The 24,875-nt window shown below is 62.8% G+C and carries 14 protein-coding genes; 5 read left to right on the forward strand and 9 right to left on the reverse strand.

The genetic code is table 11. The features are described from left to right. Positions 1–308: 308 nt before the first annotated feature. From V5E97_RS00815 to V5E97_RS00840, 6 genes are all read right to left on the reverse strand, one after another. Positions 309–896 (reverse strand): HdeD family acid-resistance protein, encoded by a 588-nt coding sequence (locus V5E97_RS00815; RefSeq protein ID WP_406697366.1) that lies wholly within the window; start codon positions 894–896, stop codon positions 309–311. A 149-nt stretch (positions 897–1,045) separates the two neighbouring features. Beyond that, positions 1,046–4,267 (reverse strand): efflux RND transporter permease subunit, encoded by a 3,222-nt coding sequence (locus V5E97_RS00820; RefSeq protein WP_406697368.1) that lies wholly within the window; start codon positions 4,265–4,267, stop codon positions 1,046–1,048. 56 nt (positions 4,268–4,323) lie between these two features. After that, positions 4,324–5,826 (reverse strand): efflux RND transporter periplasmic adaptor subunit, encoded by a 1,503-nt coding sequence (locus tag V5E97_RS00825; protein ID WP_406697369.1) that lies wholly within the window; start codon positions 5,824–5,826, stop codon positions 4,324–4,326. A gap of 772 nt (positions 5,827–6,598) precedes the next feature. Then, entirely contained in the window at positions 6,599–7,573 is a 975-nt protein-coding gene (tal, locus tag V5E97_RS00830; protein ID WP_406697370.1) for a transaldolase, read from the reverse strand. A gap of 222 nt (positions 7,574–7,795) precedes the next feature. Next, complete coding sequence (locus V5E97_RS00835; RefSeq protein WP_406697372.1) at positions 7,796–9,061, reverse strand: Gfo/Idh/MocA family protein; 1,266 nt, start codon at positions 9,059–9,061, stop codon at positions 7,796–7,798. Between the two features lie 245 nt (positions 9,062–9,306). After that, complete coding sequence (locus tag V5E97_RS00840; protein ID WP_406697374.1) at positions 9,307–10,428, reverse strand: redoxin domain-containing protein; 1,122 nt, start codon at positions 10,426–10,428, stop codon at positions 9,307–9,309. 437 nt (positions 10,429–10,865) lie between these two features. Here V5E97_RS00840 and V5E97_RS00845 point away from each other — a divergent pair, with 437 nt between their 5' ends. Together V5E97_RS00845 and V5E97_RS00850 are read left to right on the forward strand one after the other, a co-directional pair. Then, a complete protein-coding gene (locus tag V5E97_RS00845; protein ID WP_406697375.1) occupies positions 10,866–13,811 on the forward strand; it encodes a DUF1553 domain-containing protein in 2,946 nt (981 codons plus the stop codon). A gap of 22 nt (positions 13,812–13,833) precedes the next feature. After that, positions 13,834–15,318 (forward strand): DUF1501 domain-containing protein, encoded by a 1,485-nt coding sequence (locus tag V5E97_RS00850; protein ID WP_406697376.1) that lies wholly within the window; start codon positions 13,834–13,836, stop codon positions 15,316–15,318. 63 nt (positions 15,319–15,381) lie between these two features. Here the strand turns inward: V5E97_RS00850 and lgt are convergent, their stop codons facing one another. Further along, positions 15,382–16,266, reverse strand: a complete 885-nt coding sequence (lgt, locus tag V5E97_RS00855; protein ID WP_406697378.1) for a prolipoprotein diacylglyceryl transferase — start codon at positions 16,264–16,266, stop codon at positions 15,382–15,384. A 267-nt stretch (positions 16,267–16,533) separates the two neighbouring features. On the opposite strand from lgt, the gene V5E97_RS00860 reads away from it, so the two are divergent. Then, positions 16,534–19,677 carry a DUF7133 domain-containing protein gene (locus tag V5E97_RS00860; protein WP_406697379.1) on the forward strand — a complete coding sequence of 1,048 codons (3,144 nt, stop codon included), beginning with the start codon at positions 16,534–16,536 and terminating at the stop codon, positions 19,675–19,677. Between the two features lie 347 nt (positions 19,678–20,024). Here the strand turns inward: V5E97_RS00860 and V5E97_RS00865 are convergent, their stop codons facing one another. Beyond that, positions 20,025–20,534, reverse strand: coding sequence for an REP-associated tyrosine transposase (locus tag V5E97_RS00865; RefSeq protein ID WP_406697381.1), 510 nt, complete (start codon positions 20,532–20,534; stop codon positions 20,025–20,027). Between the two features lie 382 nt (positions 20,535–20,916). Then, positions 20,917–22,599, reverse strand: coding sequence for a ThuA domain-containing protein (locus V5E97_RS00870; RefSeq protein ID WP_406697382.1), 1,683 nt, complete (start codon positions 22,597–22,599; stop codon positions 20,917–20,919). A gap of 363 nt (positions 22,600–22,962) precedes the next feature. Here V5E97_RS00870 and cax point away from each other — a divergent pair, with 363 nt between their 5' ends. Continuing rightward, positions 22,963–24,060 (forward strand): calcium/proton exchanger, encoded by a 1,098-nt coding sequence (cax, locus tag V5E97_RS00875; RefSeq protein ID WP_406697383.1) that lies wholly within the window; start codon positions 22,963–22,965, stop codon positions 24,058–24,060. A 503-nt stretch (positions 24,061–24,563) separates the two neighbouring features. Next, the gene (locus tag V5E97_RS00880) at positions 24,564–24,860 is read left to right on the forward strand and encodes a hypothetical protein (RefSeq protein ID WP_406697384.1); all 297 of its coding nucleotides are present in this window, start codon (positions 24,564–24,566) and stop codon (positions 24,858–24,860) included. The last annotated feature ends 15 nt before the right edge of the window (positions 24,861–24,875 follow it).

Raw genomic sequence — 24,875 nt, forward strand, 5'->3', positions numbered from 1 at the left:
CGTTGACGGAATCAGCGAGTCATCCCTCGACGGGGATGGAACCCGCGGACCGCCGGCCGGCCGACCCCTGGAACCGACGGAGCCCAGAAATTGTGTGGCAGGTTGTGTACCTGATTGCGGCGCAGGCGTTGCAAGTCGCCGCGTTCAAGTTTCGGCATCTCCCGAAGTCGGACGCTAAAAGCCGGGTCGGGTCGGATTGAGCGATCGCGAAAGGCCCCACGAACGCCGCTCAACCCGGCCACCGCATGGCTCAATCCAAGGTCATGCCGACTCAACGGGACATGACGGAGCCGACTCCCACCTTTGACTCAGGGCAGTTCCGCACGAGGCAGCGTGCGCAACGAGAGGCCAAGTCCAATCCAGTTGAACCCGCGAAAGACCAGGCTGATCCCCATGAACAGGCCAATCACCCAGAGGGCCGAGGCCGGCCACTCCTGCCAGATCATCACGCCGAGGATCACATCAATGATCCCGCTCACCAGTGGCCAGCCCCACGCCGCGAAGCGGAAGCTCAAGGCAACGATGACCTTGAAGATGCCGCCCACGATCAGCAGGCATGCCAGAAGCAGTGTCAAAGCGAGCAAAGCGCCAATCGGCGACCTGAGAAACAGGATGCCGACAACGATCGATAGCACACCGGACAGAAGGTGAAAGAAGAAACCGCTCCAGCCCCGGCACCAGAACGCACCGATCGTCTCGCCCACCCCACCCATCAGTATCAACGCACCGATTACCACGGCTGTCGCCAGCGACGCAACTACGACGGAAGCCAGGGCGACACCCCCCAGCACGATCAAGGCAATCCCCAGTACCACAAACCACAACCAGTTGCGACGGAGCGCATTGAGATCGTGTCGTAGCTCAGCGATCGGGAAACGGTTGTAAGCTGTGCTCATTGCGGAAGGCCTCCTCTTCAGTTTCGATTTCGTGACTACTTACTAAAGTAGAATCTATTTCCATCTTGTTATTGCTGAATCTCTCTGCAGATGGATCCGATAAGCCTTCCCAGCTCGGTCGAGAGCGGGAGCCGGACAACGGCGACAGGTTAACTCTCACCCAGTGGATGAGGCCCGTCGGCTCGGAGATCGGGCTGACCTGGCAGACCATCGCCCCGATCTCCGACCCTTGGCTCTCGCGGCGCAGCTTCGAGACCGCGGAGGCGGGAGACGAAATCGATGAGCCGCTCGCCCAGGACGTAGTAGACCGGGATGACGAACCGCCCCAGCACGGTGCTCACGGCCATCCCGAAAACGATCACCACCCCCAACGAGTTCCTGCTGTAGGCCCCGGCGCCAGTGGATCGCACCATCGGTAAGACACCCATGATGAATGCAAACGAGGTCATCAAGATCGGCCGGAGCCGCTCCCGGGCGGCCGCCTTGGCCGAATCGATGATGCTCATCCCGCGTTTCTCTCGCATCTCGACGCCGAACTCGACGATCAAGATCGCATTCTTGGTCTCCAGGCCGATCAGCATGACCAGTCCGATCTGCCCGAAGACGTCCAGGGGCATATCGTAGAGCCAGAGCCCGACGACGGCGCCAAACATGGCCAGGGGAACGGTCAGGATGATGACCATGGGCCGGACCCAGCTTTCGTAGAGGGCCGCCATGATCAGAAAAACACAGACAATCGACAGGGCAAAGATGGAGATCGAGAGATTGCCGGTTTTCTGCTCCTGGAGCGTCGTCCCGGTCCACTCGTACCCGAACCCTTCGGGCAAGGTTTTCGAGGCGACCTCCTCAATCGCGGCAATCGCCTGCCCCGAGCTGGAGCCGGCGGCAGGCGTCCCGATGATGCTGGCGGCGGCATAGACGTTGTAGTGGGGCACATCGATCGGGCCGAGCGCGTATCTGGTCTCGCCGAGCGAGCTGAGCAGGACCTTCTCGCCCTGGCGATTGAGGACGGTAAGGCGCTGAATATCCTCGGGCTTGGTTCGGGCGGTTCCCTCGCCCTGTAGCATGACTCGCCAGACCTTGCCGTAGAGATTGAAGTCGTTGATGTAATACCCACCCAGGTTGGTCTGGAGCGTGGCAAAGACGTCGGACACTGGCACGTCGAGACGCCTGGCCTTGGTGCGGTCGAGGTCGAACTTGAGCTGGGGCACGCGGGCCGAGAAGGTGGAGAAGACGTTGGCCAGTTCGGGTCGCTTGCGAGCCGCTTCCTGGAACTGGTCGATGACCTGCTGGAGCGCCTCGACTCCCTTGCCCGCGCGGTCCTCGATCTTCAGCTCGAAGCCGCCAACCTGGCTGAGGCCGCGGATCGGCGGCGGCGACATCACAAGCACGACCGCGTCGCGGACCTTGGCCCCGATCCGGCCCTGTAGCTCCTGCGTCAGGGCGGGCGCCCGCAGCTCCGCCACCGTACGCTCCGACCACGGCTTGAGCGGCACGAAGAGGATGCCGGCGTTGGTCTGATTCGTACTGTTGAGAATGTTGAGGCCCTCGACCGCAATCACGTGCGCGACTCCCGGCAGTTCCTGAGCGATCGCCGCGACCCGGTGGACAACCCGGGCCGTCAGTTGATTGCTGGTGCCATCGGGGGTCTGGATCGCGACCAGCAGGTAGCCCTGGTCCTCCGTCGGGATGAACGCCTTGGGCCGCTGAATGAGCATCCAGCCGGTCAGGGTGAGCAGGCCGAGCGACGGAAGCACAATCGTCCACCAGTGGTGGGCGGTGAATTCGAGGATCGCGTCGTACGAGTCTTCCAGCCAGCGCAAGCCGGCGTTGAACCAGCGAAAGAGGAAGAACTTCGCCTCGCCGTGCCTGGGCCTGAGGAAGAGCCTCGACATCGCCGGGCTGAACGACAGCGAGTTGAAAGCGGAGAAAATAAACGAAAACACAATCGTCATCGCGAACTGGTTGTACAGCCGCCCGGTCATCCCCGGCATGAAAGCGACCGGGATGAACACGGCCCCCAGCACCAAGGTGATCGACACAATCGGCGCCGTGATCTCAGCCATGGCCGTGCGCGTGGCTTCCAACGGATGCAGACCCCGCTCCAGGTACTTCTCAACGTTCTCGACGACGATGATCGCGTCGTCCACCACCAGACCGATGGCAAGCACCAGCCCGGCCAGGGTGAGCGTGTTGATCGAGAAGCCGAAGAGGGCCATCGCCGCGAAGGTGGCGATCAGCGAGACCGGAATCGCCATCATCGGGATCAAGGTGGCTCGCCAACCCTGAAGAAAGAAAAAGACCACGATCATGACGAGCGCAAACGCCTCGATGAGCGTGTGCTCAACCTCACTAATATTCTCTTCGACATACTTAGTCGTATCATAAACAATCTTGTGTTCGAGCCCCGGCGGAAAATCTTTGGCGAGCCGGTCCATCTCGTGCCGAACCTGCTCGACGATGGCGAGGCCATTCGCATCGGCGTACTGGTAAACGGCCATGCCGCCGGCGGGCTTGCCGTCGAGGTAGGAGGCCGTGTCGAAATTCTCCGAGGAGAGCTCGACGCGGGCGATGTCCTTGACCCGGACGATCGAGCCGTCATCCTGGCGGCGGACGATGATCTCCTCGAACTCGGACGCCTTCTCCAGCCGGCCCTTGACCGTGATCGGAAACTCGAACACCTGCCCCTCGGGCACCGGCTCGGCGCCGATCTTGCCCGCGGCGGCTTGCAGGTTCTCTTGCTGGACGGCCTGGATCACCTCCGTGGGCGCGATTCGCATCTCGGCCATGCGGTTCGGGTCGATCCAGATCCGCATGGCGTACCTGCGGCCAAAGACGGTGACGTCGCTGACGCCCGAGATTCGCTTCAACACGTCGGCCACGTAGATCTGGCCGTAGTTGTCGAGATAGTCGGATTTGTATCGTCCCTTATCCGAGCTATCGACGAGGTTGACCATGCACACGATGTCGGTCGAGGTCTTCTTGATCGTCACGCCGTACTGCTTGACCTCGGGCGGCAGTTGCGCACTGGCGGTCTGAACTCGGTTCTGAATGTCAACGGCCGCCATGTCCTGGTCGTAGCCGACCTCGAACGTGCAAATGATGGTCGAGATCCCGTTGCTGGTGCTGTCTGAGCTGAAATAGATCTGGCCCTTGGTGCCGTTGATCTGTTGCTCGATCGGCGTGGTGACGGTCTTGGCGACGCTCAACGCATCGGCGCCGGTGTAGGTGGTGGTGACCTGGACCTGGGGAGGAGCGATCTCGGGATACTGCGCCACCGGCAGGAGAAAGGCGCAGATCCCGCCGATGAGCAGCATCAGCAGACTCAGGACGGTGGCGAAGATTGGTCGATTGATGAAGAAGTTGACCATGGGTGCATCAGGCTCGCTCGGGTTGGGGGCTCCGGGTCCAGGGCTCGGCTCGTCGACTACTTCGGGGCATCCCCCGCGTCTGCGGCCGGAGCCGGTGGTCGGTCGGCCTGCCTGGATTCCAGGGCTTCCACCACGGCAGACCTCGGCCCGCCCGGTTGCACGACGGGCCGGCTGGAGTGGCCCTTCACGCCCGCCTTGGCGGCGTCACCCTTGGGCGCCGGGATCGGAGACAGGTCCTCCGACGGGGCGCGGGACGAGCGGGGGAGAACCGCCGGCTGAGCCTGGACCGTCATCCCCGGCCGGATGAGCTGTAGCCCCTCGACGATCACTGGCACGTCCGCTTCGAGGCCCGCTAAAATGACCCGTAATCCTTCGTAGGTCTGGGCCGCCTCAACGCTCTGGACCGCCACCTTGCTCTGTTCATCCACAAAGTAGACGACCGGCCCAGCCTCGGTTTCCATCACCGCCTGGGCGGGAACGACCACGGCGTTTTCGAGCTGGTCCACCACCAGTTGCAGCTTGACGTACTCGCCAGGCAAAAGGGCCCCTTGGGGGTTGGCCACCCTGGCCTTCGAGAGGAAAGTGGACGTCGTCGGGGCGATCGTGTTGTCGATGAAGTAGCAGACCCCCTTCTCGGAGTGCTCCTGCTGTCCATGGAGTCCCGGTCGGAACAGGCGGACGGTGAGCCCCTTCCTGGTCAACTCCGTGGCCCGTTCGAGGTAGCGTGAACTGACCTGGATGTCGACGCCCATCGGGTCGAGTTGCTGGATGGTGGCCAGTTCGGTGAAGCTGCCGCCGCCGGTCGAGTCCGGGCCAACGAGGTTCCCCACCTTGATCTTCGCCTCGCCGATCCGGCCGTCGATGGGCGCGGACATCCGACAGTATCCGAGGTTGAGCTCGGCGTCGCGGACGGCGGCCTGGGCGGACTTTCCCCGGGCCTGGGCGGCGGCGATGCCCACGTCGTAGTCGGCCTTCGCCTGCTGGTAGTTGGCGTCGTCAGCCTCGACCTGGGCCTCCCACCGCTGTCGATCGGCCTCCGCCTTGTCCAGTTCCTCGCGCGAGCCGGCGTTGCGAGCCAGTAACGTCCGTGCCCGTCGTTCCTGGAGCTGGGAGAGCAGCAATTGCGCCCGGCTCAACGCGAGCTGCGCCGCGGCGACCTCGCGGACCTTGGACACCTCAGCCTTCTTCAGGTCCGCCGCGGCTTCGGCCTGAGTGGCCTGAGCCGACTCGAGCGCAACCTTGTATTGCTCCTCATCGATCACGAAGAGAAGCTGGCCCTTCTTGACGGAATCGCCCTCTTGAAAGTGGAGTTCGGTGAGAAAACCGCGGACACGGGCCCGGATGGTGACCTCTTGAAGTGCGCGGGTCGTCCCATTGGGGGTGGCGAGCACCGGTACGGTCATCCGGTACGACTTGATGACGCCGACCCTCGGCGGTGGGGGCACGGCCTGCACAGTCGGCTTCCGGCAGCCAACCGTGGCCAGCGAGGCGACGGCCGCCGCAAGGCATACGGCGACGCGGTTCATCTGAAGGACGGGCCGCGGACGATAGGGTTGCATAGGTTGATAGCACCCGACAGAGGTCGAACTCGACGCACCCTTTGAGACAGGTTGGAGCCCCCTCGGCGAGCTTCGCGGCAGAGGGAGTCGACCGACGGAACGTCAGATTCACCGCGAAGTCATCGGAGTCACGTCACCACGTCCGATTCGCGGAACGGAAAAAATGGGATCTTGAACGCATCGTCGAGAACCAGAAGTGATCCGCCGGCAATCGGGAATCGCACTCAGGTTCTCGGAACCGAAAATTCACGAGGGAACCCGCCTCGCACCCTGCTGGCACTCCAACCCGAGCCGTTCGCTGTCCCTCGTGAGCATAGGACCCGGTTTGGGCTCATACCAGAGGGGACAGGTAGTCGTCGATCAAAGACCGGCTGATCAGGCGTCTGGCTTCGGCTGTGATTTGATGTGGGCGGAGTGTCGCCCCATGGCGCGAACGACGGCGAAACGGCCGGCGTCCGGACAGATCTCGGGGCCATGCCTGGCAATGTCGATCGGGCCGTTCAGCTCAACGGCGGGCGAAAAGCGGCGGGGCTTCCGAGAGAAGACGCCGAGGCCGCAAAAGCATTCTCAAAACAGAATCCGTCAGACCAAACGCAGGCCTGACAGAGACCTGTTCCCATCATTTTCTCTGACCTGACAACCGGAAATTCGAAGACATGGACCGGTGTCTGGGGACCGGCCAGGAATATTCCACCGGCCGGTCGACCTAGGAAACGAGGGGCGCCCGCCCTTGGGGAATCCCCAAAGTCGGGCAGGCGGCCCGTTCTCTCGCTTAGCTTCCCACCTTCTGGGCCACCATCGACTGGGCGAACTTCTCGAGCTTGCGGGCGTCGACGTAGAACTTGCGAATGCCATCGCTCAGTTTTTCGACGGCCATCGGGTCTTCGTTGTGCATCCAGCGGAAGGTCTTCTCGTCGAGATGAATCTTTGCGTCCTTGCTCTCCTTGGCCGACTCGAGCGAGAGCCGGGGGGTCAGCTCGCCTTCGGTCTCGCCAAGCTTCGCGAGGAGGTCGGTGCTGATGGTCAGGAGGTCGCACCCAGCCAGCAGGGTGATCTGCTCGACCTTGCGGAAGCTCGCCCCCATGACCTGGGTCTGATAGCCGTATTTCTTGTAATACTGATAGATCCGGGTCACGGATTCGACGCCGGGATCTTGGTCGGCGGCAATATCGGCAACCCCTTGGTCCTTCTTGTACCAGTCGTAGATCCGACCGACGAACGGCGAGATCAGGGTCACGCCGGCCTCAGCGCAGGCGACCGCCTGGGCGAAGCTGAAGAGCAAGGTCAGGTTGCAGTGAATTCCCTCGCGCTCGAGCTGCTCGGCCGCGCGAATCCCTTCCCAGGTGCTGGCGACCTTGATCAGAACCCGGTTGCGGTCGACGCCGGCTTGCTCGTAGAGCGCGATCAGACGATGGGCCTTGGCAATGGTCCCCGCGGTATCGAAGCTCAGCCCCGCGTCCACTTCGGTCGAGACCCGACCGGGAATGATCTTGAGGATCTCGCGGCCGAACCCTACAAACAGGTGGTCCATGAACGCTTCGGTCTGCGCGGCATGATCGCCCCCTTCCTCGGCGGCGTCCTGAAGCGCCTGCTCGACCAGGTGGGCATACTCAGCCTGCTTCGCCGCGTTGAACAGCAACGAGGGGTTGGTCGTGGCATCCTGGGGCTTGAACTTGGCGATCGAATTGATGTCCCCAGTATCGGCGACAACGGTTGTGTACTTCTTGAGTGATTCCAAGAGGGTCATGACTGTTTCCTTCGGGAGTTTTGGCCTCGTCGAATCTCCATTCTACAAGATGTCGCAGGGAAGCGGCCAGCCGCCTTGGTACAGTGTCAAAGGAAGCACCCGTCCCCAGATTCGATTCACCGAAGTCAACGAGAAAGCGGACCGACAGGACGCGGTTCAATGCGCCCTGCCGGTCCGCTTGTGTGAGATGGCGTCGGGAGCGTCAGTTCGCCGACGTCCGGCTCAGATCGTGTAGGGCGCGCGATGCGGTCGCGAGGTCATCGCGGCAGCCTCGTCATCACCAATGATTCGCTCGGCGGCCGGATCCCACTGGATCTTGCGACCGAGGCGAATCGCGATGTTCCCCAGGTGGCAAATCGTCGCGCTGCGGTGCCCGATCTCGACGTCGCAGACCGGCTTCTCACGGCTCTTCACGCAGTCGAGGAAGTTCTGGTAGTGGCTCTTGCTCTCGTAAAGGTGGACGTCAGCCGCGGAGAGCGGGGTCTCGAGAATCTTGGACGGAGTGCCCGACTTCTTCCCTCGCTCGACGAAGAGGGTCCCGTCGGTGCCAATGAACGTGGTGCCGCCGGGAATATCCTTCTGATCCTGGCCGATGATCAAGCTCACGCCGTTAGCGTAGGTGTGAGTGACCCGGCAGCTATTGGGGACCTCGAACTTGTGCTCGGGGTCGAAGGTGGCGGTCGCCTCGGTCGCGATCGGGCCGGAGTCGTCGGTTCCCAAGCCCCACTGGGCGATGTCGACGTTGTGGGCGCCGAAGTTGGTCATCTGACCGCCCGAGTAGTCCCAAAAGAAGCGGAACAGGTAATGCACGTGCTTCGAGTTGTACGGGCGAAGCGGTGCGGGGCCGAGCCAGCGGTCGTAGTTGAGGTACGGGGGCGGGGTCGAATCGGCCACGGCCTTGCCGTCGAAGTTGACCTTGGGGATGCCCACGAGGACCTTCTGGACCGTGCCGATCCGTCCCGAGCGGACCAGCTCGCAGACCTCACGAAACCCGGGCGATGAGCGCTGCTGCGAACCGGTCTGAACCACGCGTTTGTTGTCACGCGCGGCCTTGACCATCTGGCGGCCCTCGCTGATCGTCAGCGAAAGCGGTTTCTCGCAATAGACGTCCTTACCGGCCTGACAGGCATGGATTTCCATCAGCGCGTGCCAGTGGTCGGGGGTCGAGATGACCACGGCGTCGATGTCTTTGCGATCGAGGATCTTGCGGTAGTCGTCATAGCCATCGCACTTCTTCTTGTGCGCTTTCTCGACCGTCTCGACGGCGGTCTTCAAATGCCGGGTGTCGACGTCGCACATCGCGGCAGGAGAGGTCAGGTTCAAAAAGCCCTTGAGATTGGCTGTCCCCTGGTTGCGGACCCCGATGTGCCCTGTGACGACCCGTTCGTTCGCCCCAAAGACATTCCGCGGGAGAATCGTGGGGATCGCCAAGGTGGCCGTGGCGGCGGTGATGAACTGGCGACGATTGGGATGAGAGTGATTTGGCATACGTACCTTTCAAGGGCAATGGCACGAAAGTCTGGAATCAGAGGGCAGGTCCGACCGACGAGCCTCGTCCACGACACAAATGGCAGCGAAACGGATTCCGCCGATGGGAGTGCGAGCACATCCCACCTCAAACAAAAGAGCGGCAAACGTTTCGCTGCTGTCTCTTGATAAGCGATAGTGTTTCCCGAGGGCGCCCATGTTGCAATAGGTGACACGACCGATCGCCTGCGCGCCCACGGCTCGAATCAGTACGTCCGACCGAGCGACTTGACGATGGCTCGGCGCACTTCGAGCGGATCGATGCTACCGACCTTGCGATAAATGATCTTGCCCCCCGGCGCGATCAGCAAGGTATAGGGGATGGGGCCGGGCCACTCTTTATCGAGCGCCTCGGCAAAATGGTCGCGGTCCTTGGTCTGGAGCAGATAGTTCGTGGCCGAAACGTGGTTCTTCCGCAAGACATCCAGGGCTTCGTCCTTCTTCTCCGGTTCGTCCACACTAATCGTCACGAGCCGAAAATCGCGTTTGCGGTACATCCGGTTGATGGTGACCAGCTCGGGCAGCTCGGTCACGCATGGGCCGCACCAGGTCGCCCAGAGATTGACCAGGAGCAGGCTCTTCCCCTCGTTCTTGACGAGCTTCGCCACCGCGGCATCGTCGATCGAGTCGAGTGTCACCGGTTCCGCGTCCCACTTCGCCAGCGACTCCACCGCGCTTTCTCGCTTGTCAGACCACTTCGTCGAACAGCCGAAGACCCTGGTCTTCTCGACAGGAACCGGCGTGCCCGCAAGCAAGGCATCGACCGCGTTGCGGGTATCGTGCGACTTCACCGTCTTGACTTCCGAGTCATCGAACCGACCGACATAACGAAGGGTTCGCTTTGCGTCAAAAACATAGACATGTGGTGTCGCAAGTACCCCGTAGGCCTTGGCCGTTGCTTGGGTCTCGCCGTCATAAAGGTAAGGATACCGATAGCCTGCCTCCTTGGCGCGAAGCTTCATATCCTCAAACGAGTCTCCCAGGTCGGTGTATCCGAGCTCGTCGAGCCGGACCGCCTTGTCGTCGTTGGGAGAGATCGCCACGAGCGCGACCCCCTTGTCGCGATAGTCGTCGTAAAGTTTCGCCAACCGGCCTTCGTAGGCCTGCGCGGTGGGGCAATGGTTGCAGGTGAAAACCACGACCAGCACCTTGGCCTCGGCGAAATCCTTCAGGCTGTAGGATTTGCCGTCCACCCCCGGCAGCCGGAAGTCGGGCGCTTCGGCTCCGATCGCCAACGTCTTCAACCCGGGGGGATCAGCCACCGCCATCCCCGCGGAGACACCCAGCAACATGACCGTCATCAACCCATAAATGCTGGTTCGAGACATCGCCTGGTGCTCCCTCATTTTTCTTTTGTGTGTGGTGCCGACGCGACTGACCAGGGGAACTGGCTCACGTCGGTATTGTGTCACTCACCTCCTGGGCTGCCAAGGGCCGAGTCCGATTCATTGGCTTCAACGCGAGAAGAGATTTCAAAGACCAACATGATCGAGATCGTTCCCGTCTCGGGAAAAATGCTCGGTACCGGCCATGAAAGGGATCGGAGCTTGAATCAGGAAACAGGACGCCCCCCTCATGGCGACACAGGCTCCAGGCTGGCATTTCGGGACACAATTCGCCATGATGGATGGAGATCGAGCCGAAGGATTAAACCCGGGCAAAAATCAGAAATCAATCCCAAAGACGCCCCCCCGTGGTCGTCCTGCCGCTCCTGGTTACGGTTCCAGACCGTCCTGCCGAACTCCCCTTGATCCACGGTGCCCCGATGCCGCGACTTCCTTTGCGGACGATGCTCCTGGTGGCCTGGCTCACCGGCGCTTCGGCCATGCCCGGCCTGTCAGCAGAGTCTCCGCCCACGCCGGAGCAGGCCCGTTTTTTCGAGACCCGGGTCCGTCCCGCACTGGTTGAGCACTGCACAAAGTGCCACGGCGAAACCAAGCAGAAGGCGGGCCTTCGACTCGACAATCGGGCCGCGGTCCTCGCCGGGGGCGACTCCGGGCCGGCCGTCGTGCCGGGGAACCTCGAGGAGAGTTTGCTGCTCACAGCGATCAGCCACGACGACGCTGACCTCAAAATGCCCCCCTCGAAGAAGCTCGACGCTCGCCTCATCGCCGACCTCTCCCAGTGGGTCAAGATGGGTGCTCCCTGGCCCGGGAGCGAGGAAAGCAACGCCGCCGGCCCCGCCCCCCGCAAAGGGGGTTTCACGATCAGCGATCAGGATCGCGCCCATTGGGCGTTTCAACCGATCCGCCGGCCAGAGGCGCCGAAGGTCAAGAATGGCGATTGGATGACCAACCCAATCGACGGCTTCATCCTCGCGGGACTCGAGGCAAAAGGGCTGGCGCCCAACCCGGCCGCCTCCAAGGAAGAACTGATCCGCCGCGTCTTCTACGACTTGACCGGGCTCCCACCGACGCCCAAGGAAGTCGAGACCTTCCTGGCGGATCCATCGCCCACCGCCTATGAAGACCTGATCGATCGACTGCTCGACTCCCCTCGCTACGGCGAGAAGTGGAGCCGGCACTGGCTGGACCTCGTCCGCTTTGCTGAAACCAACAGCTACGAGCGTGATAATCCCAAGCCGAACGCCTGGCGATACCGCGACTACGTCGTCCGCGCCCTCAATCGCGACCTCCCCTACAACCGCTTCGTCCGCGAGCAGCTCGCCGGCGACGAGCTCCCCGACGCCGATTCCGACGCCCTGATCGCCACTGGCTTCTATCGCCTCGGGATCTGGGACGACGAGCCGACCGACCGCGAAGCGGCCTTCTACGACGGTCTCGACGATCTCGTGGCGACGACCAGCCAGGTCTTCCTCGGCCTCACCGTCGACTGCGCCCGCTGCCACGACCACAAGCTCGACCCGATTCCGCAGAAGGACTACTACCGCCTCCTCTCGTTCTTCCGCAACATCAACCACTTCCGTAACGGCGGTCCCACCGACGAACGGCCGATCTTCGCCGACGACGAGGCCCGGAATTCGTATGCCCGCCTGCTCAAGGAACGAAAGCAGCAAGCCAACGCAATCCAGGACGAGATCAGCGGACTGGAAACCGAGGTTCGCACCCGGCTGGAACAAGAGCAGGGCGGGGGGGCCAGCTTCCAGCAAGCCGACATGGACGAGCTCCACTACCGCTTCTATCGCGACACCTGGGACCTCCTCCCTGACTTCAACCTCCTCAAGCCGGAAGCGAAAGGCACCCTGCGCCGCCCCTTCTTCGACCTCACCCCCCGGACCCGCAACGAGGCGTTTGGCTTCGTCTTCGAAGGCGTTCTGATCGTCCCCGAAGACGGCCTCTACACCTTCCACCTCGACTCCGACGACGGTTCCCGCCTGACGGTCGCGGGCAAGTTGGTCGTGGAATACGACGGGATCCACGGCATCGGGAAAGAGCGCACCGCATCGGTCGCACTCGCCAAGGGACGCGTGCCGATTCGCCTGGACTATTTCCAGAAGACGCAAGGCCACGGCCTGAGCGTCGCCTGGTCGGGGCCGAACTTCGGAAGGCGACTCCTCTCCATCGCAAGCGGAACGAAGCAGGCTCCCGACTTCGTCCAGCTCATGAAGCGCGAGGCGAAGCGGATCCTCGGCCCCGAGCGTGCGAAACGCTATCAAGAAGCCAAGCTCGCCTTGAAAGAGCTCGAGAAACCGGTGAACCCCGACTCGATGGCCCTCTGCGTCACCGAGGCCGGGACCGAGGCCCCCGAGACGTTCGTCCTGCTTCGAGGCAATGCCCACGTCAAGGGGGACAAGGTCGAGCCCGCCTTCCTCGAGGTCCTGGGCGGTTTGAAGCCGGCCGTCTCCACACCCCCCCCGGGCGCGAATACGTCGGGCCGCCGACTCGCCCTGGCCGACTGGATCGCGGCCGCCGACAACCCGCTCTCCCCTCGGGTCATGGCCAATCGGATCTGGCAGCACCACTTCGGCCGAGGAATCGTTCGCTCCTCGAACAACTTCGGGCTGCAAGGGGACAAGCCGACCCACCCCGAGTTGCTCGACTGGCTGGCGGCCGAATTCATCGCCCAGGGCTGGCGGCTCAAACCGTTGCACCGAGCGATCATGACCTCGAGCGCGTACCGGATGTCTTCGAAGTCCAATGCCGAGGCGTTGGCGAAAGATCCGATCAACGACGCGTTCTGGCGGTTCGAGATGCGGCGGCTGTCGGCCGAGGAAATTCGCGACTCGATCCTCGCCGTCACAGGGGCATTGAACCTCAAAATGTACGGGCCTGGGGTCTACCCCGAGATCCCGCCCGAAGTGATGGCCGGCCAGTCGCAACCAGGCAAGGGTTGGGGCCTCTCGACCCCCGAGGAGCAGGCCCGGCGAAGCATTTACGTCCACGTAAAACGGTCGTTGCTCACGCCGATCCTCGAGAGCTTCGACGTCCCTGAGACCGATCGGCCCTCGCCGGTTCGGTTCAGCACGACCCAGCCGACGCAGGCGTTGGCGATGCTCAACAGCAGCTTCTTGAATCAGCAGGCGGGCGTTTTGGCCGCGCGGCTTCGCCGCGAGGCCGGCGATGATCCGACGAAACAGACCGAGCTCGCCCTGAGCCTGATCGCGGGCCGCCGCCCCACGAAGGCGGACGTGAAACGCGGGGTCGAGCTGATCGAGACGCTCCGTTCGCGTTACAACGCCGATGCCGACGAGGCGCTCCGATCGTTTTGCCTCGTGGTCTTGAATCTCAACGAATTCATCTACCTCGATTGAACCCAGACGAGGGATTTGCCCGATGAACGAGCCTTCGGACCGATCGACGCCCCCCGGAAGTTTCTGCGGCCGGACCCGCCGCGAATTTCTCTGGGAAGCAGGAGCCGGTTTCACGGGTCTGGCCCTCGCCGGACTCCTCTCCGGTGACAAGGGCCTGGCGACGCGGGCCACGGCCGCCGAGCACGTCAAGAGGGCGAGTGCCAATCCGCTGGCGCCCAAGCTCCCCATGCTTCCGGCAAAAGCGAAGAGCGTGATTTTCCTGTTCATGTATGGGGGACCGAGCCAGGTCGATACGTTCGACTACAAGCCGAAGCTCTACGACCTCGACGGCAAGACGATCACCGTCAAAACGTTCGGCCGGGGCGGCAAGAAGAACGAAGGGCGGGTCGTCGGGCCGAAGTGGAAGTTCCGCCCCTACGGCCAGTGCGGCAAGATGGTCAGCGACCTGTTCCCGCACCTGGCCACCTGCGTGGACGACATCGCGTTCCTTCACTCGATGACGGCCGACTCGCCGATCCACGGCTCGGCCATGCTCCAGATGAACACCGGGAAGATCCTCTCGGGGAGTCCTTGCCTGGGGTCGTGGGTGAACTACGGCCTCGGCAGCGAGAACGAGAACCTCCCCGGGTTCGTCGTCATGCTCGACCCGACCGGCGGCCCGATCAGCGGGGCCAAGAACTGGTCGAGCGGCTATATGCCGGCCAGCTACCAGGGGACCATCCTCCGCTCGGGCGGAACGCCGGTCCTCGACCTGGCACGCCCCTCGGGAACCTCTGAGGCGATGCAGCGCCAGTTGCTCGACACCCTCAACGCCTACAACTCCGACCACTTGACCAGCCGGGTCGACAACAGCAACCTCGCCGCCCGAATCGCCAGCTACGAGATGGCCTTCTCGATGCAACGGCACGCTCCCGAAGCCGTCGATCTCGCCAGGGAGCCCGAAGAGACCAAGGAACTCTACGGCCTGAACGACGATCGGACCAAAGACTTCGGCAGACGCTGCTTACTCGCCCGACGCCTGGTCGAACGCGGCGTTCGCTTCGTGCAGCTCTACGCCGGTGGCGCGCACAACGACAGCAACTGGGATGCCCACGGCGACCTCGTCACAAACCACACCCATCACGCCGGTCGGACCGACAAGCCGATCGCCGCCCTGCTGATCGACCTCAAGCGCCGCGGCCTGCTCGACGAAACGCTGGTCATCTGGGGCGGTGAGTTCGGCCGACAGCCAACCGCCGAGTACGCCGAAGGGACCGGTCGCGACCACAACGCCTACGGCTTCACGATGTGGATGGCCGGCGGCGGCATCAAGGGGGGAGTCAGCGTGGGAGAAACCGACGAGATCGGTGGCGCCGCCGTCACCGACCGCTTCCACGTGAAAAACCTCCACGCCACCGTGCTCCAGCAGATGGGCCTCGACCCCGAAAAGCTGACTTACTTCTATAACGGCCTCGACCAGAAACTGGTCGGCGTCGAAGGGGCCGAGACCATCCCTCAGGTCATCTGACACCCATTGCGCTCGCCTTGGAAAGTACCGAGGCGAGCGCAAAGCTCACGGCAAGGGTGCGACTCAGGCCCCGTGGGACGAGGCGACGAGTTCAGGCCGGGGCGCCTTGGCCTCCGCCGGAGAAAGCGGAGCCGCGGTATCGGCATACCGTCCCAGGGGAAGTCGCATCAGGTAGGCCCAGGAGAACAGGCCCGCCACGAAAACGATGACGCTGATTCCCTGCGACATCGTCAAGCCGGCGAAGAAGACCCCTTCGTCGCCCCGAAGCCCTTCGATCAAGAACCGGGTGATCGGGTAGGTCACCATGAGCAGGGCCATCACCTCGCCGTCACGACGGCGGCGGGGAAAGTACGCGGTGAGCAACGCCAGGATGAGCACGCCGTCCAGGGCCGCATAGACCTGCGTCGGCTGCACGGCCAGCGAGAGGGATTCGTAGGGGGGGATCAGGCCGTCGGTGACATGACGGACCCAGGGGAGCGACTGCGCGGGGAAACGGATCGCCCAGGGGAGGCTCGATGGATCGCCATAGCAGCATCCGTTGAGCAGGCAGCCGACCCGCCCGATCGCGCACCCAATGGCCAGGGCAGGGGCCACGGCGTCAGCCATCGGGCGGAACGGAAAGGGATGTCGGGCCCAGTAGAGGAGCGAACCGATCAGGCCACCGATCAGGCACCCGTAGTAGACGAGTCCCCCTTGCCAGATTTTGAAGAGGTCGGTGAATCGCGAGACCGACTCCGGATGCTGGAGCACGAAAAAGACCCGCGCCCCGATGATCCCACCGGTGAGGAGCCAGACCGCCAGTTCGGAGACGATCGCCGGGTCAAGCTTCTCGCGCCGAGCCCGCCATGAGGTCAGGTAAAGCGCAGCGAAGCAAGCCAGGAGCACCAGCACGCTGAAGCTATAGATCGTGATGTGCAGCCCGGGGACAACGAACAGCTCCCTGTACATGCCGGTCGCCCTCCTGGCGCAATCCCAAATCCCTCGCGAACGCTGATCCACGCACCTCAGCGCCAGGAGGATGCCGAGAATCGCGATTTCCTTCAAGGTCAGATCGCGGTTCCCATCGAGTTTGAGTTTGCCGAACGTAACGGCTCGTCCCACACGACGATGGGTGGCGTTCCAGCGGTTCGGCGACTACTCTCAAAGAGCAAGAAAAACGAGGAACTGAGGCTGTGCGGCAGGCCCGCTGGACTCTGGGACACAAGGGTCATATCGATGATGCGACGGTTCGGCTTTCATCTGATCACTTCTCTCATCATCGTACCGCTCGGAACGACTGCCCTGGGCGATGAGCCGGCTGGCCCGGGTGCGCAGCCAGAGTCCAGCAAGCAGAAGACGGAAAAGAAGCTTTTGGAGGGGATCAAAGCCCCGTCTGACTTCAAGGTAACCTTGTTCGCCGCCCCTCCTGACATCCGCTACCCCGCCTGCCTGGCCGCCGCGCCGACGGGTGAGGTCTTCGTTGGGATTGATGAGAACGGCTCGCTCGACGCCAAGGCGGATCGAGGCCGCGTCGTGCGCTGCATTGATGACGACGGCGACGGCAGGGCCGACCGGTTCAACGTCTTCGCAAAAATGGATAGCCCGCGCGGTCTGATCGTCGACGGCGGCACCCTCTACGTGCTCCACCCGCCCAAGCTCACCGCGTTTCATGACGAGGATGGCGACGGCGTGGCGGATCGTTCCGAAGTCCTGGTGGACGGCATCGGCTTCGACCTGAAGTTCCGAGGCGCGGACCATACGACCAACGGGATCCGCCTGGGCATCGACGGTTGGATCTATGTGGCCGTAGGCGACTACGGCTTCATCAAGGCGGTGGGCAAGGACGGAACGGCCCTTCAACTTCACGGCGGCGGTGTCGCCCGCGTCCGGACCGACGGCACGGGCCTGGAACAGTTCTCCCGAGGTCAGCGCAACATCTATGACGTTGCGATCGATCCCTTGATGAACGTCTTCACACGCGACAACACCAACGACGGCGGCGGCTGGGACGTCCGGCTCAGCCAGGTCATCCAGACCGGTCAATATGGTTACCCCTCGCTGTTCACCCGGTTCTCCGACGAAATCGTCCCACCCCTGGCCGACTACGGCGGCGGGTCCCCCACTGGCTCCTTGTACGTCCAGGAGCCGGGCCTCCCTCCTGGTTTCAGCGATACGCTCTACACCTGCGAATGGGGCCGGAGCGTCGTTGAACGCCACCCGTTGGAGTCGAAAGGGGCCGGCTTCAAGGCGGGTAAAGAGCCGTTCGTCGAACTGCCCAGGCCGACCGACATGGATATCGACGGCCAGTCGCACATTTATATCGCGAGCTGGCGTGAAGGGGGATTCGTCTTCGACAAGCCCGACGTGGGCTACGTCGTCCGCGTCTCGCCGAAGGACCACTCGCCCCCCAAATTTCCCGACCTCAAGGCCGCGAGCGACGAACAAGTCGTGCGATACCTCGCGGCCCCCAGCGACGTACTCCGCCTGAACGCCCAGCGCGAGATCGTGCGCCGCGCCAAGCCCTCGTTCGCTCCCGAGCTCGAGGCCCTGGCCCTGGCGGACGGCCCGCTCCCTTCTCGCGCCGCGGCGATTTTCGCACTCAAACAGTTGTTAGGAAACCAGGCACAAGCAAGTCTGATCCGCCTGGCCAAGGTCGATCCGGTCCGCGAGTTCGCCCTCCGCGCCCTCGCCGACCGGAAGAGCGATGCGGCCGGGAGTCCGGCCGAGCCGTTCCTGAACGCGCTGGCCGACACCAATCCGCGAGTTCGGCTTCAGGCCGTCATCGGGTTGGCTCGGCTGAACCACCGTGAGGCGGCCCAGGCGATTCTCCCGTGCATCGAGGACGACGACCCACTCGTCGTTCATGCGGCCATCAACGCCCTGGTCTCTCTGGACGCAGTTGAAGTCTGCCTCAAGGCACTCGACCCGTCGTCGCCGCGTCTGATCCCAGGGGCGGTGCGCGTGCTCCAGAGCCTACACGACGCGAGGACAGTCGACGGCCTCATTCAAAAACTGGCCAAGGACCGCGATGAAACAACGCAGCGGGCCTGTTTGAAAGCCCTCTGCCGGCTCTATTATCGCGAGGCCGACTGGGACGGGCGATGGTGGGGAACCCGGCCCGACACGAGTGGCCCCTACTTCACGGCCACAGCCTGGAGCGAGACCGACCGGATCGGCCGAGCGCTGACCGAAACGCTGCGGAAGGCCGATACGGGTCTGGCCCGCTGGCTGCTTATCGAGTTGCTCAAGAACAAGGTCGACCTGGACGGATCCACTGCGATGGCCATCAAGCTGGCCAAGGACGACCCGACGTTGCATATCGCCACGGTGGAATCCCTCGTCGGCCAACAAAACCTCAGCGACGACGCAATCCGCGTCCTCGGAACCGTCGCCGCGGCCGGCCGAGAAACGCCCGCTCTCCGAACCAAGGCCTTGCGGGGCCTGGTGCGGCATCTCGATCAACCTGCGGCCCTGGATGCGGCGGTCACTGGGTTCGCAACCGTTGCCGGCCTGGAGCCGCGCGACAGCGCCTTGAACGGAGTCCTGCAAGACTTTCTCCGCGAAGGACGGCACGCCCGGAACCTCAAGCCAATCCTCGCATTCGTTGATGATGCCGACCCGGCCCGAAGCGCCTTGGCCTACGCCATCCTCCTGGAGGTCGACCGCAATCCGCGTTCACCGTCCGAGGCAAAAGCCGCCGTCCGAAAGGCGATCGACGGGGCCTGGAGCCAGCCCAAGACGGCCGCCAGCCTCTTGCGTGCCATCGGCCAGAGACGCGTCACAGCGTACGCCCTTCAGGTACGCAACCACCTGGAGGATCCCAACCAGGACGTCCGTGACGCCGCGGTCATCGCCTCCCGTCGACTCGATCTCGATCACGCGACCCGCCGCGGCGGAAAGTCAGCGCCTACGATTGCGACGCTTCCGTTCGATCAGGTCATCGCCGGACTTGAAAAAGCGAAGGGAGACCCATCCCTGGGGGCCGAGCTCTTCCAGAAACAGGGGTGCCTTGCCTGCCACACCGTCGCGGCCGACGAGCCTCCCAAGGGCCCTTTTCTCGGCGGGATCGGAACCCGGTACAGCCGGGCCGAGTTGACCGAGTCGATCCTCAAGCCCAACGCCAAGATCGCCCAGGGCTTCGAGACCCAGAAGTTCGCCACCGTCGCTGGGCTGCAATACGAAGGCTTCGTCGTTCGCGAAGCCGGCGACGAAGTCGAGCTCCGCAACGCCGCCGGCGAAGTGACCGTGATCCCCAAGAAGGACATCGAGGAACGGGGTAAGGCGGAAACCTCGGTCATGCCGACCGGCCTGGCCGATCCCCTGACAGTCGCCGACCTCGCCTCACTCCTGGCCTATCTGGAGTCGCTCAAAGCGAAGTAAGCCGAGACGGTTCCGACACATATCTCCAACAAGGAACGCCTGCCACCCAAGCTTCCATCAACACCTCTTCGAAAAACCCATTGCAAGAGCAGGCATGGGTGGCACGGGTTCCGTACTCGGAACCCGTGAGTGATACCCACCGCTTACAGCTCACGGCTCAAGTGCGACCTCCCACGACCGACGAGCAAATGCGTCATCAGCCCAATGACGGGGATGAACCCCATCCGATTGTTTGGGCTCGTCTACGAACGAGTACCGACCCTACTCGGACCGAGATCGATCGAAATGGGGCATCAAGGCTGGTAGCTGTGAGGCAAAGTTGAATCCATCTCGAGTGGTACCGGTCGTCATCCGGCATACCATCGGGCGCTGGACCACTCCCACTCCTCGGTCCGGTCGACCAGGCCCCGTCGAACTGGGTTCTGGTGAAAATAGTCAACAACCTTCATCAGCGTGTCAGTTTTGATGATATTTCGGTCGTATCCTCCGCCCGTCTGCCAGAATTGTCGGGATACTGATCCATCGGCTCGATGAACGGTGAGTTTCTCCAACCATTTCCGAGAATTCAGCTTGAGAAACGCAATGGCTTTTCGACCCACTGGTTGCTTCATCTTCCAGAGCATCTCGGAGATGTCATAGTCTGCTTCACGTGGGCGAATTAAAACATGGGCGTGTTCCGGCATGATCACGTAGGCCCAAAGATCGAATTGGGCCTGATGCCTTGCTGCGTCGATCGACTCGACTAGCCAGCGGCAAGTACGATCTCTCGATAAAAGGGGAAGCCGCTTGTAGCAAGAGAACGTGAGTTCGTGGGCATGGCCAGGGGCATTTTCTCGGCGAGCCGTCTTCCAATTCATCGTGGCACCACGAGACCAAAGCAGAGATCATCGCCGATGCAAACTCCGACGTCGCACGGGTTCCGAGTACGGAACCCGTGGCACCCATGTGAACAACCGCAATAATTCCTGAATAACAAGTTTCAATGGGTGCCACGGGTTGTACGTCGCACGGGTTCCGAGTACGGAACCCGTGGCACCCATGTGAACAACCGCAATAATTCCTGAATAACAAGTTTCAATGGGTGCCACGGGTTGTACTCAACCCGTGAATGCAAGCCTCGGCCTGTCACTCACGGGTTCCGACCGAGTACGGAACCCGTGGCAACCCGAAAATCGCACGCCCTCGTTTTCCACAACCAAACAAACGGTCGATTGCCACCGGCTTCCGGGGCAGACGAGATCACTTCTCCGGTGAGCCGACCACCGCTTTCCGCTCAACCGTGTCCACCGAGGGACCACCACGGCCGCAGGCCCAATCAACAGCGTTGCGTAGTAAACGATTGAACTGGGGATCCGCGAAGTCGTCGACATGACCGAGCGACGTGTAGAAGACCCGGCCTCCGGTGGCCGGGGCGTTCACCCAGGCGATCGGTTCGGAAGGCTGGCCCGGGATGGTCCCGTTGAGGAGCGGAGTCGCGGTCTTGGCGATCGGGCTGACCTTGTAGAGCGAGCCGTGACCGACCAGCTTCGCGACATCGACCCCCTGACAGATGGGGTGCGGCGAATCCGTGGGGGCTGGTTCGACGACCACCTTCTCCCCGGCCTTGTGGTGGCCGTGGTAGTTGCCGCCAAGGACCTCGGCGTCAAACGTCCCCCATGACGTGTGGCCGGCGGGGGCTGCCTTGTTGCCGGAGGCTGCGAAGGCGTGGCTCGCGGTCCGGATCCCGATGACCGACTTGCCGCCTGTCACGAACGCACGAATCGCGGCAAGCTGAGGGTCGGGCAAAACGCGCCGGCGAACGCTGACGACGGCCGCGTCGGCGACGGCGAGGATCCCGAGCCCGGGAAGGTCGTTCCGCTCCTCGAGGTTGCCCAGGACATAGCTGACGTGATAGTCCCGTCCGAGCTGCGACGAGGCGAACACGGGGAGGGTTGTCTCGGTCTTATATTCGTCTTCGGCGATCACAAAAACGACATGCGGCCGCTTGTCCCCCTGGAATCGTGCGGGGGTCCCCCCCAGAAGCTGGTCGCTGGTGACGGTGGGACAGACGAATTTCTCCACGTGCTCGACCATCAGGTCGGTGCCGGTGAAATGGCTGACGCGCGGCGCGGAATTGGGGTCGTACATCGTATCGGTCATGTCGCGCATCAGCACAACGTTTCGACCGTTCTTGGCCATCTGGCGCAGGCCAAACGGCCGCCCGAGCACGCACATATTTAGATGAACGCCCAAGAGGACGACATTCTTGATTCCCCGTTGCTCGAGGATGCTCCAGATCTCCTCCCCGCTGTCGCTGATCATGTCGGTCTCAGGAACGATCGTGAGCAGATCGGTCTGCGACTTCCAAGGGGCCTTGGGGTTGCGCCCCATCGCCTTGAGCTTGGCGGCCCATTCCGCATGCTCGGTTAGGTCGTCGTCCTCGCCGCCGTTCGACTGGTCGATCGGGTAGGTCCCTTTCTCCTCGGCAGGGATCTGATAGCACCACTTGCCGATCTCCGCGGGAAGCGACTTGGAGCGGGGGGTCTCGATCGCCCGGCGACGGGCCGGATGATCTTGATAGGCGTCCATACAGCCGCTCGGAGCGTGGATGATCTGGGCGCCTCGCTCGCGTGCCGTCTTGAGCACTTGATCCATCCTGGGCGCCATTTCCGAGGCGCGCCGGACGGCGTTGAGGCAATGGTGCAAATCCCACATGTCGCAGACGATGATTGCAGTCTGGGTGGGCTCCCACGCCTCGGCCTTTTCCACGACCTGATACCGGCCGCTCGCCGGCGCGGTCTCAACCCGGGAGCGTAGGCGAAAATCGAGCTTCGGCCCGGCTCCCGCCGCGGGGAGTGCCGCTCCGAGCGCGGTCAGGAGGAGCAGGGCGGGCACGAGGATTCGTCCCCAACTTCGATTGAGGTTGAGCCGCACCATTTGCATCGTAATCTCCCTCGAGTAACTCAAGGCCATGAGCGGAATTTTCTTTCATTAACGAATGCGATCGCCGATGAGATCCAGGCTCGTCCTCGCCGAGTATACCGCCGCGGAGAAGCCAGGGGGAGTTTCGGCCGGACCACTCGGGTTCACACGGGCTCGCAACTTGCTCTGACAAGCCAACCGTCGATCGCAACGAAAAAAAAATGGGAACCCCAGGGGTGCCGTGGTGCGAGGAATCGTGGGTATCATCGTCCCACCGCGGAGAGTTCGTCCCGTCCCATTGTTTTGCCGCCGATTCGCCTGCCCCACTCTGTCACATTCACGTTCGCGGGGCAGGGGGGCGGGGGAAATGCGAGTGGAGGTCCGATGTTCGTCAAGTGGTCGCTTCTGCTGGTCCCCGTCTCGTTGTTCCTCGCTCACGTGGTCCATGCCTCGCCCACTTGGATCTTCGCGACCGCGGTCCTGGCGATCATCCCCCTGGCCGAATGGATCAGGCGGGCCACCGAGCAAATCGGCCACCGGGCCGGCCCGGCCGTGGGCGGCCTGCTGAGCGTGACCTTCGGCAACCTGGCCGAGTTAGTGATCGCCCTGTTCGTCCTGGCCGAGGGGCACCAGCAGGTCGTCAAGGCCCAGATCACCGGCTCGATCATCGGCAACGGACTCCTGGGACTGGGGATCGCCATCCTGATCGGAACCTGGGGACGCGAGCACCAGAAGTTCAAGCGAGAATCCGCGGGGCAGCTCTCGAACATGCTGATCCTCACGTTGATCGCCTTGCTGCTTCCCGCCTTTTTCGACCTGGCCGAGCAAGGGACCACCGCACCGGCGTTGAGGCAACAGCGCGACCTGCAACTCAGCCTGGGGGTAGCCGTCGTCCTGATCGCGGTCTATATCGCCTATCTTATCTTCACGCTGTACACCCACCGATTGATCTTCGCAACCGAAAAGAGCTCGGAGGAGGCTCACTGGTCACTCGGTAAGGCGCTCGCGATCCTCCTCGGAGGCACGGTCGTGCTGACGATCGAGGCCGAGCTCGTTTCCAGCGCTCTCGAGGCGACGGCCACCAGCCTGGGCGTCACGACGTTCTTCCTGGGTATCACCGTGCTCGCCGTCGTCGGCAACGCCGCCGAGTATCTCACGGCGGCCTACTACGCGCACCGGAACCAGATGGGCGTGGCGCTCCAGATTACCGTGGGCGCGACCATCCAGGTGGCGCTCCTGATCGCCCCCTTGCTCGTGCTGATCTCGTACTTCATGGGACACCCGATGGACCTCGTCTTCTCGAACCCACTCGAGTTGATCGCAGTCGCCGGCGTCGCCCTCTCCGTGACCGTCATCTCCCTCGACGGTGAGACTAACTGGTTAGAGGGCCTGCTCCTCGTCGCCGTCTACTTACTCCTCAGCCTCGCCTTCTACTTCGTCACTCCCGACATGTCCCCCTTGCCCCTCGTAACGCCCCACTGACCTGAGGCCACGGACATCAGCGACTGCGCATCCTGGAGAAATCAGACAAACAGGGCGAGTCTCGACGTGGTGAATTCCGCAAAATCAGCAAGGGGACTGGAGTCATCCCCGCTTCCGAGACGAGGGTAATTGCACAGATGAAGATGGTGGGCCGTGCCCACCAGTTCCAGCCTCAGATGACTCGGACGCTTATTGGTGAATCCGTCAAGTACGTTGACGTTGAGGAAAAACGGAGCACGAACCGCCCGAGCTTAGAGTCTGTCTCGTAAGTTCAGGGAAACCGAAAATTGAAGGCCGTTTGGGTGCCACGGGTTCCGTACTCGGAACCCGTGCGCGCCAGGCCAAGGCATTCCCGCATGGGTTCCGAGTACGGAACCGCATGGCACCCAGCAGATCATTCAAAAGCTCCCGTGGGATTCACCTTCTGGGACAGACTCTTAAAAACTTGCCGGATGCACCACTTATCGATCCCGCAAAGCGGTTCATACGCAGGGAGGCAACTGATGCGGCTGGAGAGGCTTGCGAGTCGTTACCGGAGCGGGGCGATCCTGGTCGCGTTCTTTGTCGTCCTCAGCAGCGGCTGTTCGAGCGATCGGCGATTGGGCGTTCGCTCCGAAAGGGCCGGCCAGGGTTCCGCGACCATCGCCAAGGACCGGAACTCGTTCCCGGCTGGCCAGGTCATCCCTCCCGCGGGTCTCGGAGTCGACCTGGTCCGGGCCAACGGGGGAGGCGAGCCACCCCGGGGCGAGGTTGGTTTGGCCGGGTTCACGCACAACGGCGTGCCCGGCCAAAACCCTTGAGGGAATGAGCGGATC

The organism is Singulisphaera photorubra, assembly GCF_045290345.1.
Lineage (GTDB): Bacteria > Planctomycetota > Planctomycetia > Isosphaerales > Isosphaeraceae > Singulisphaera.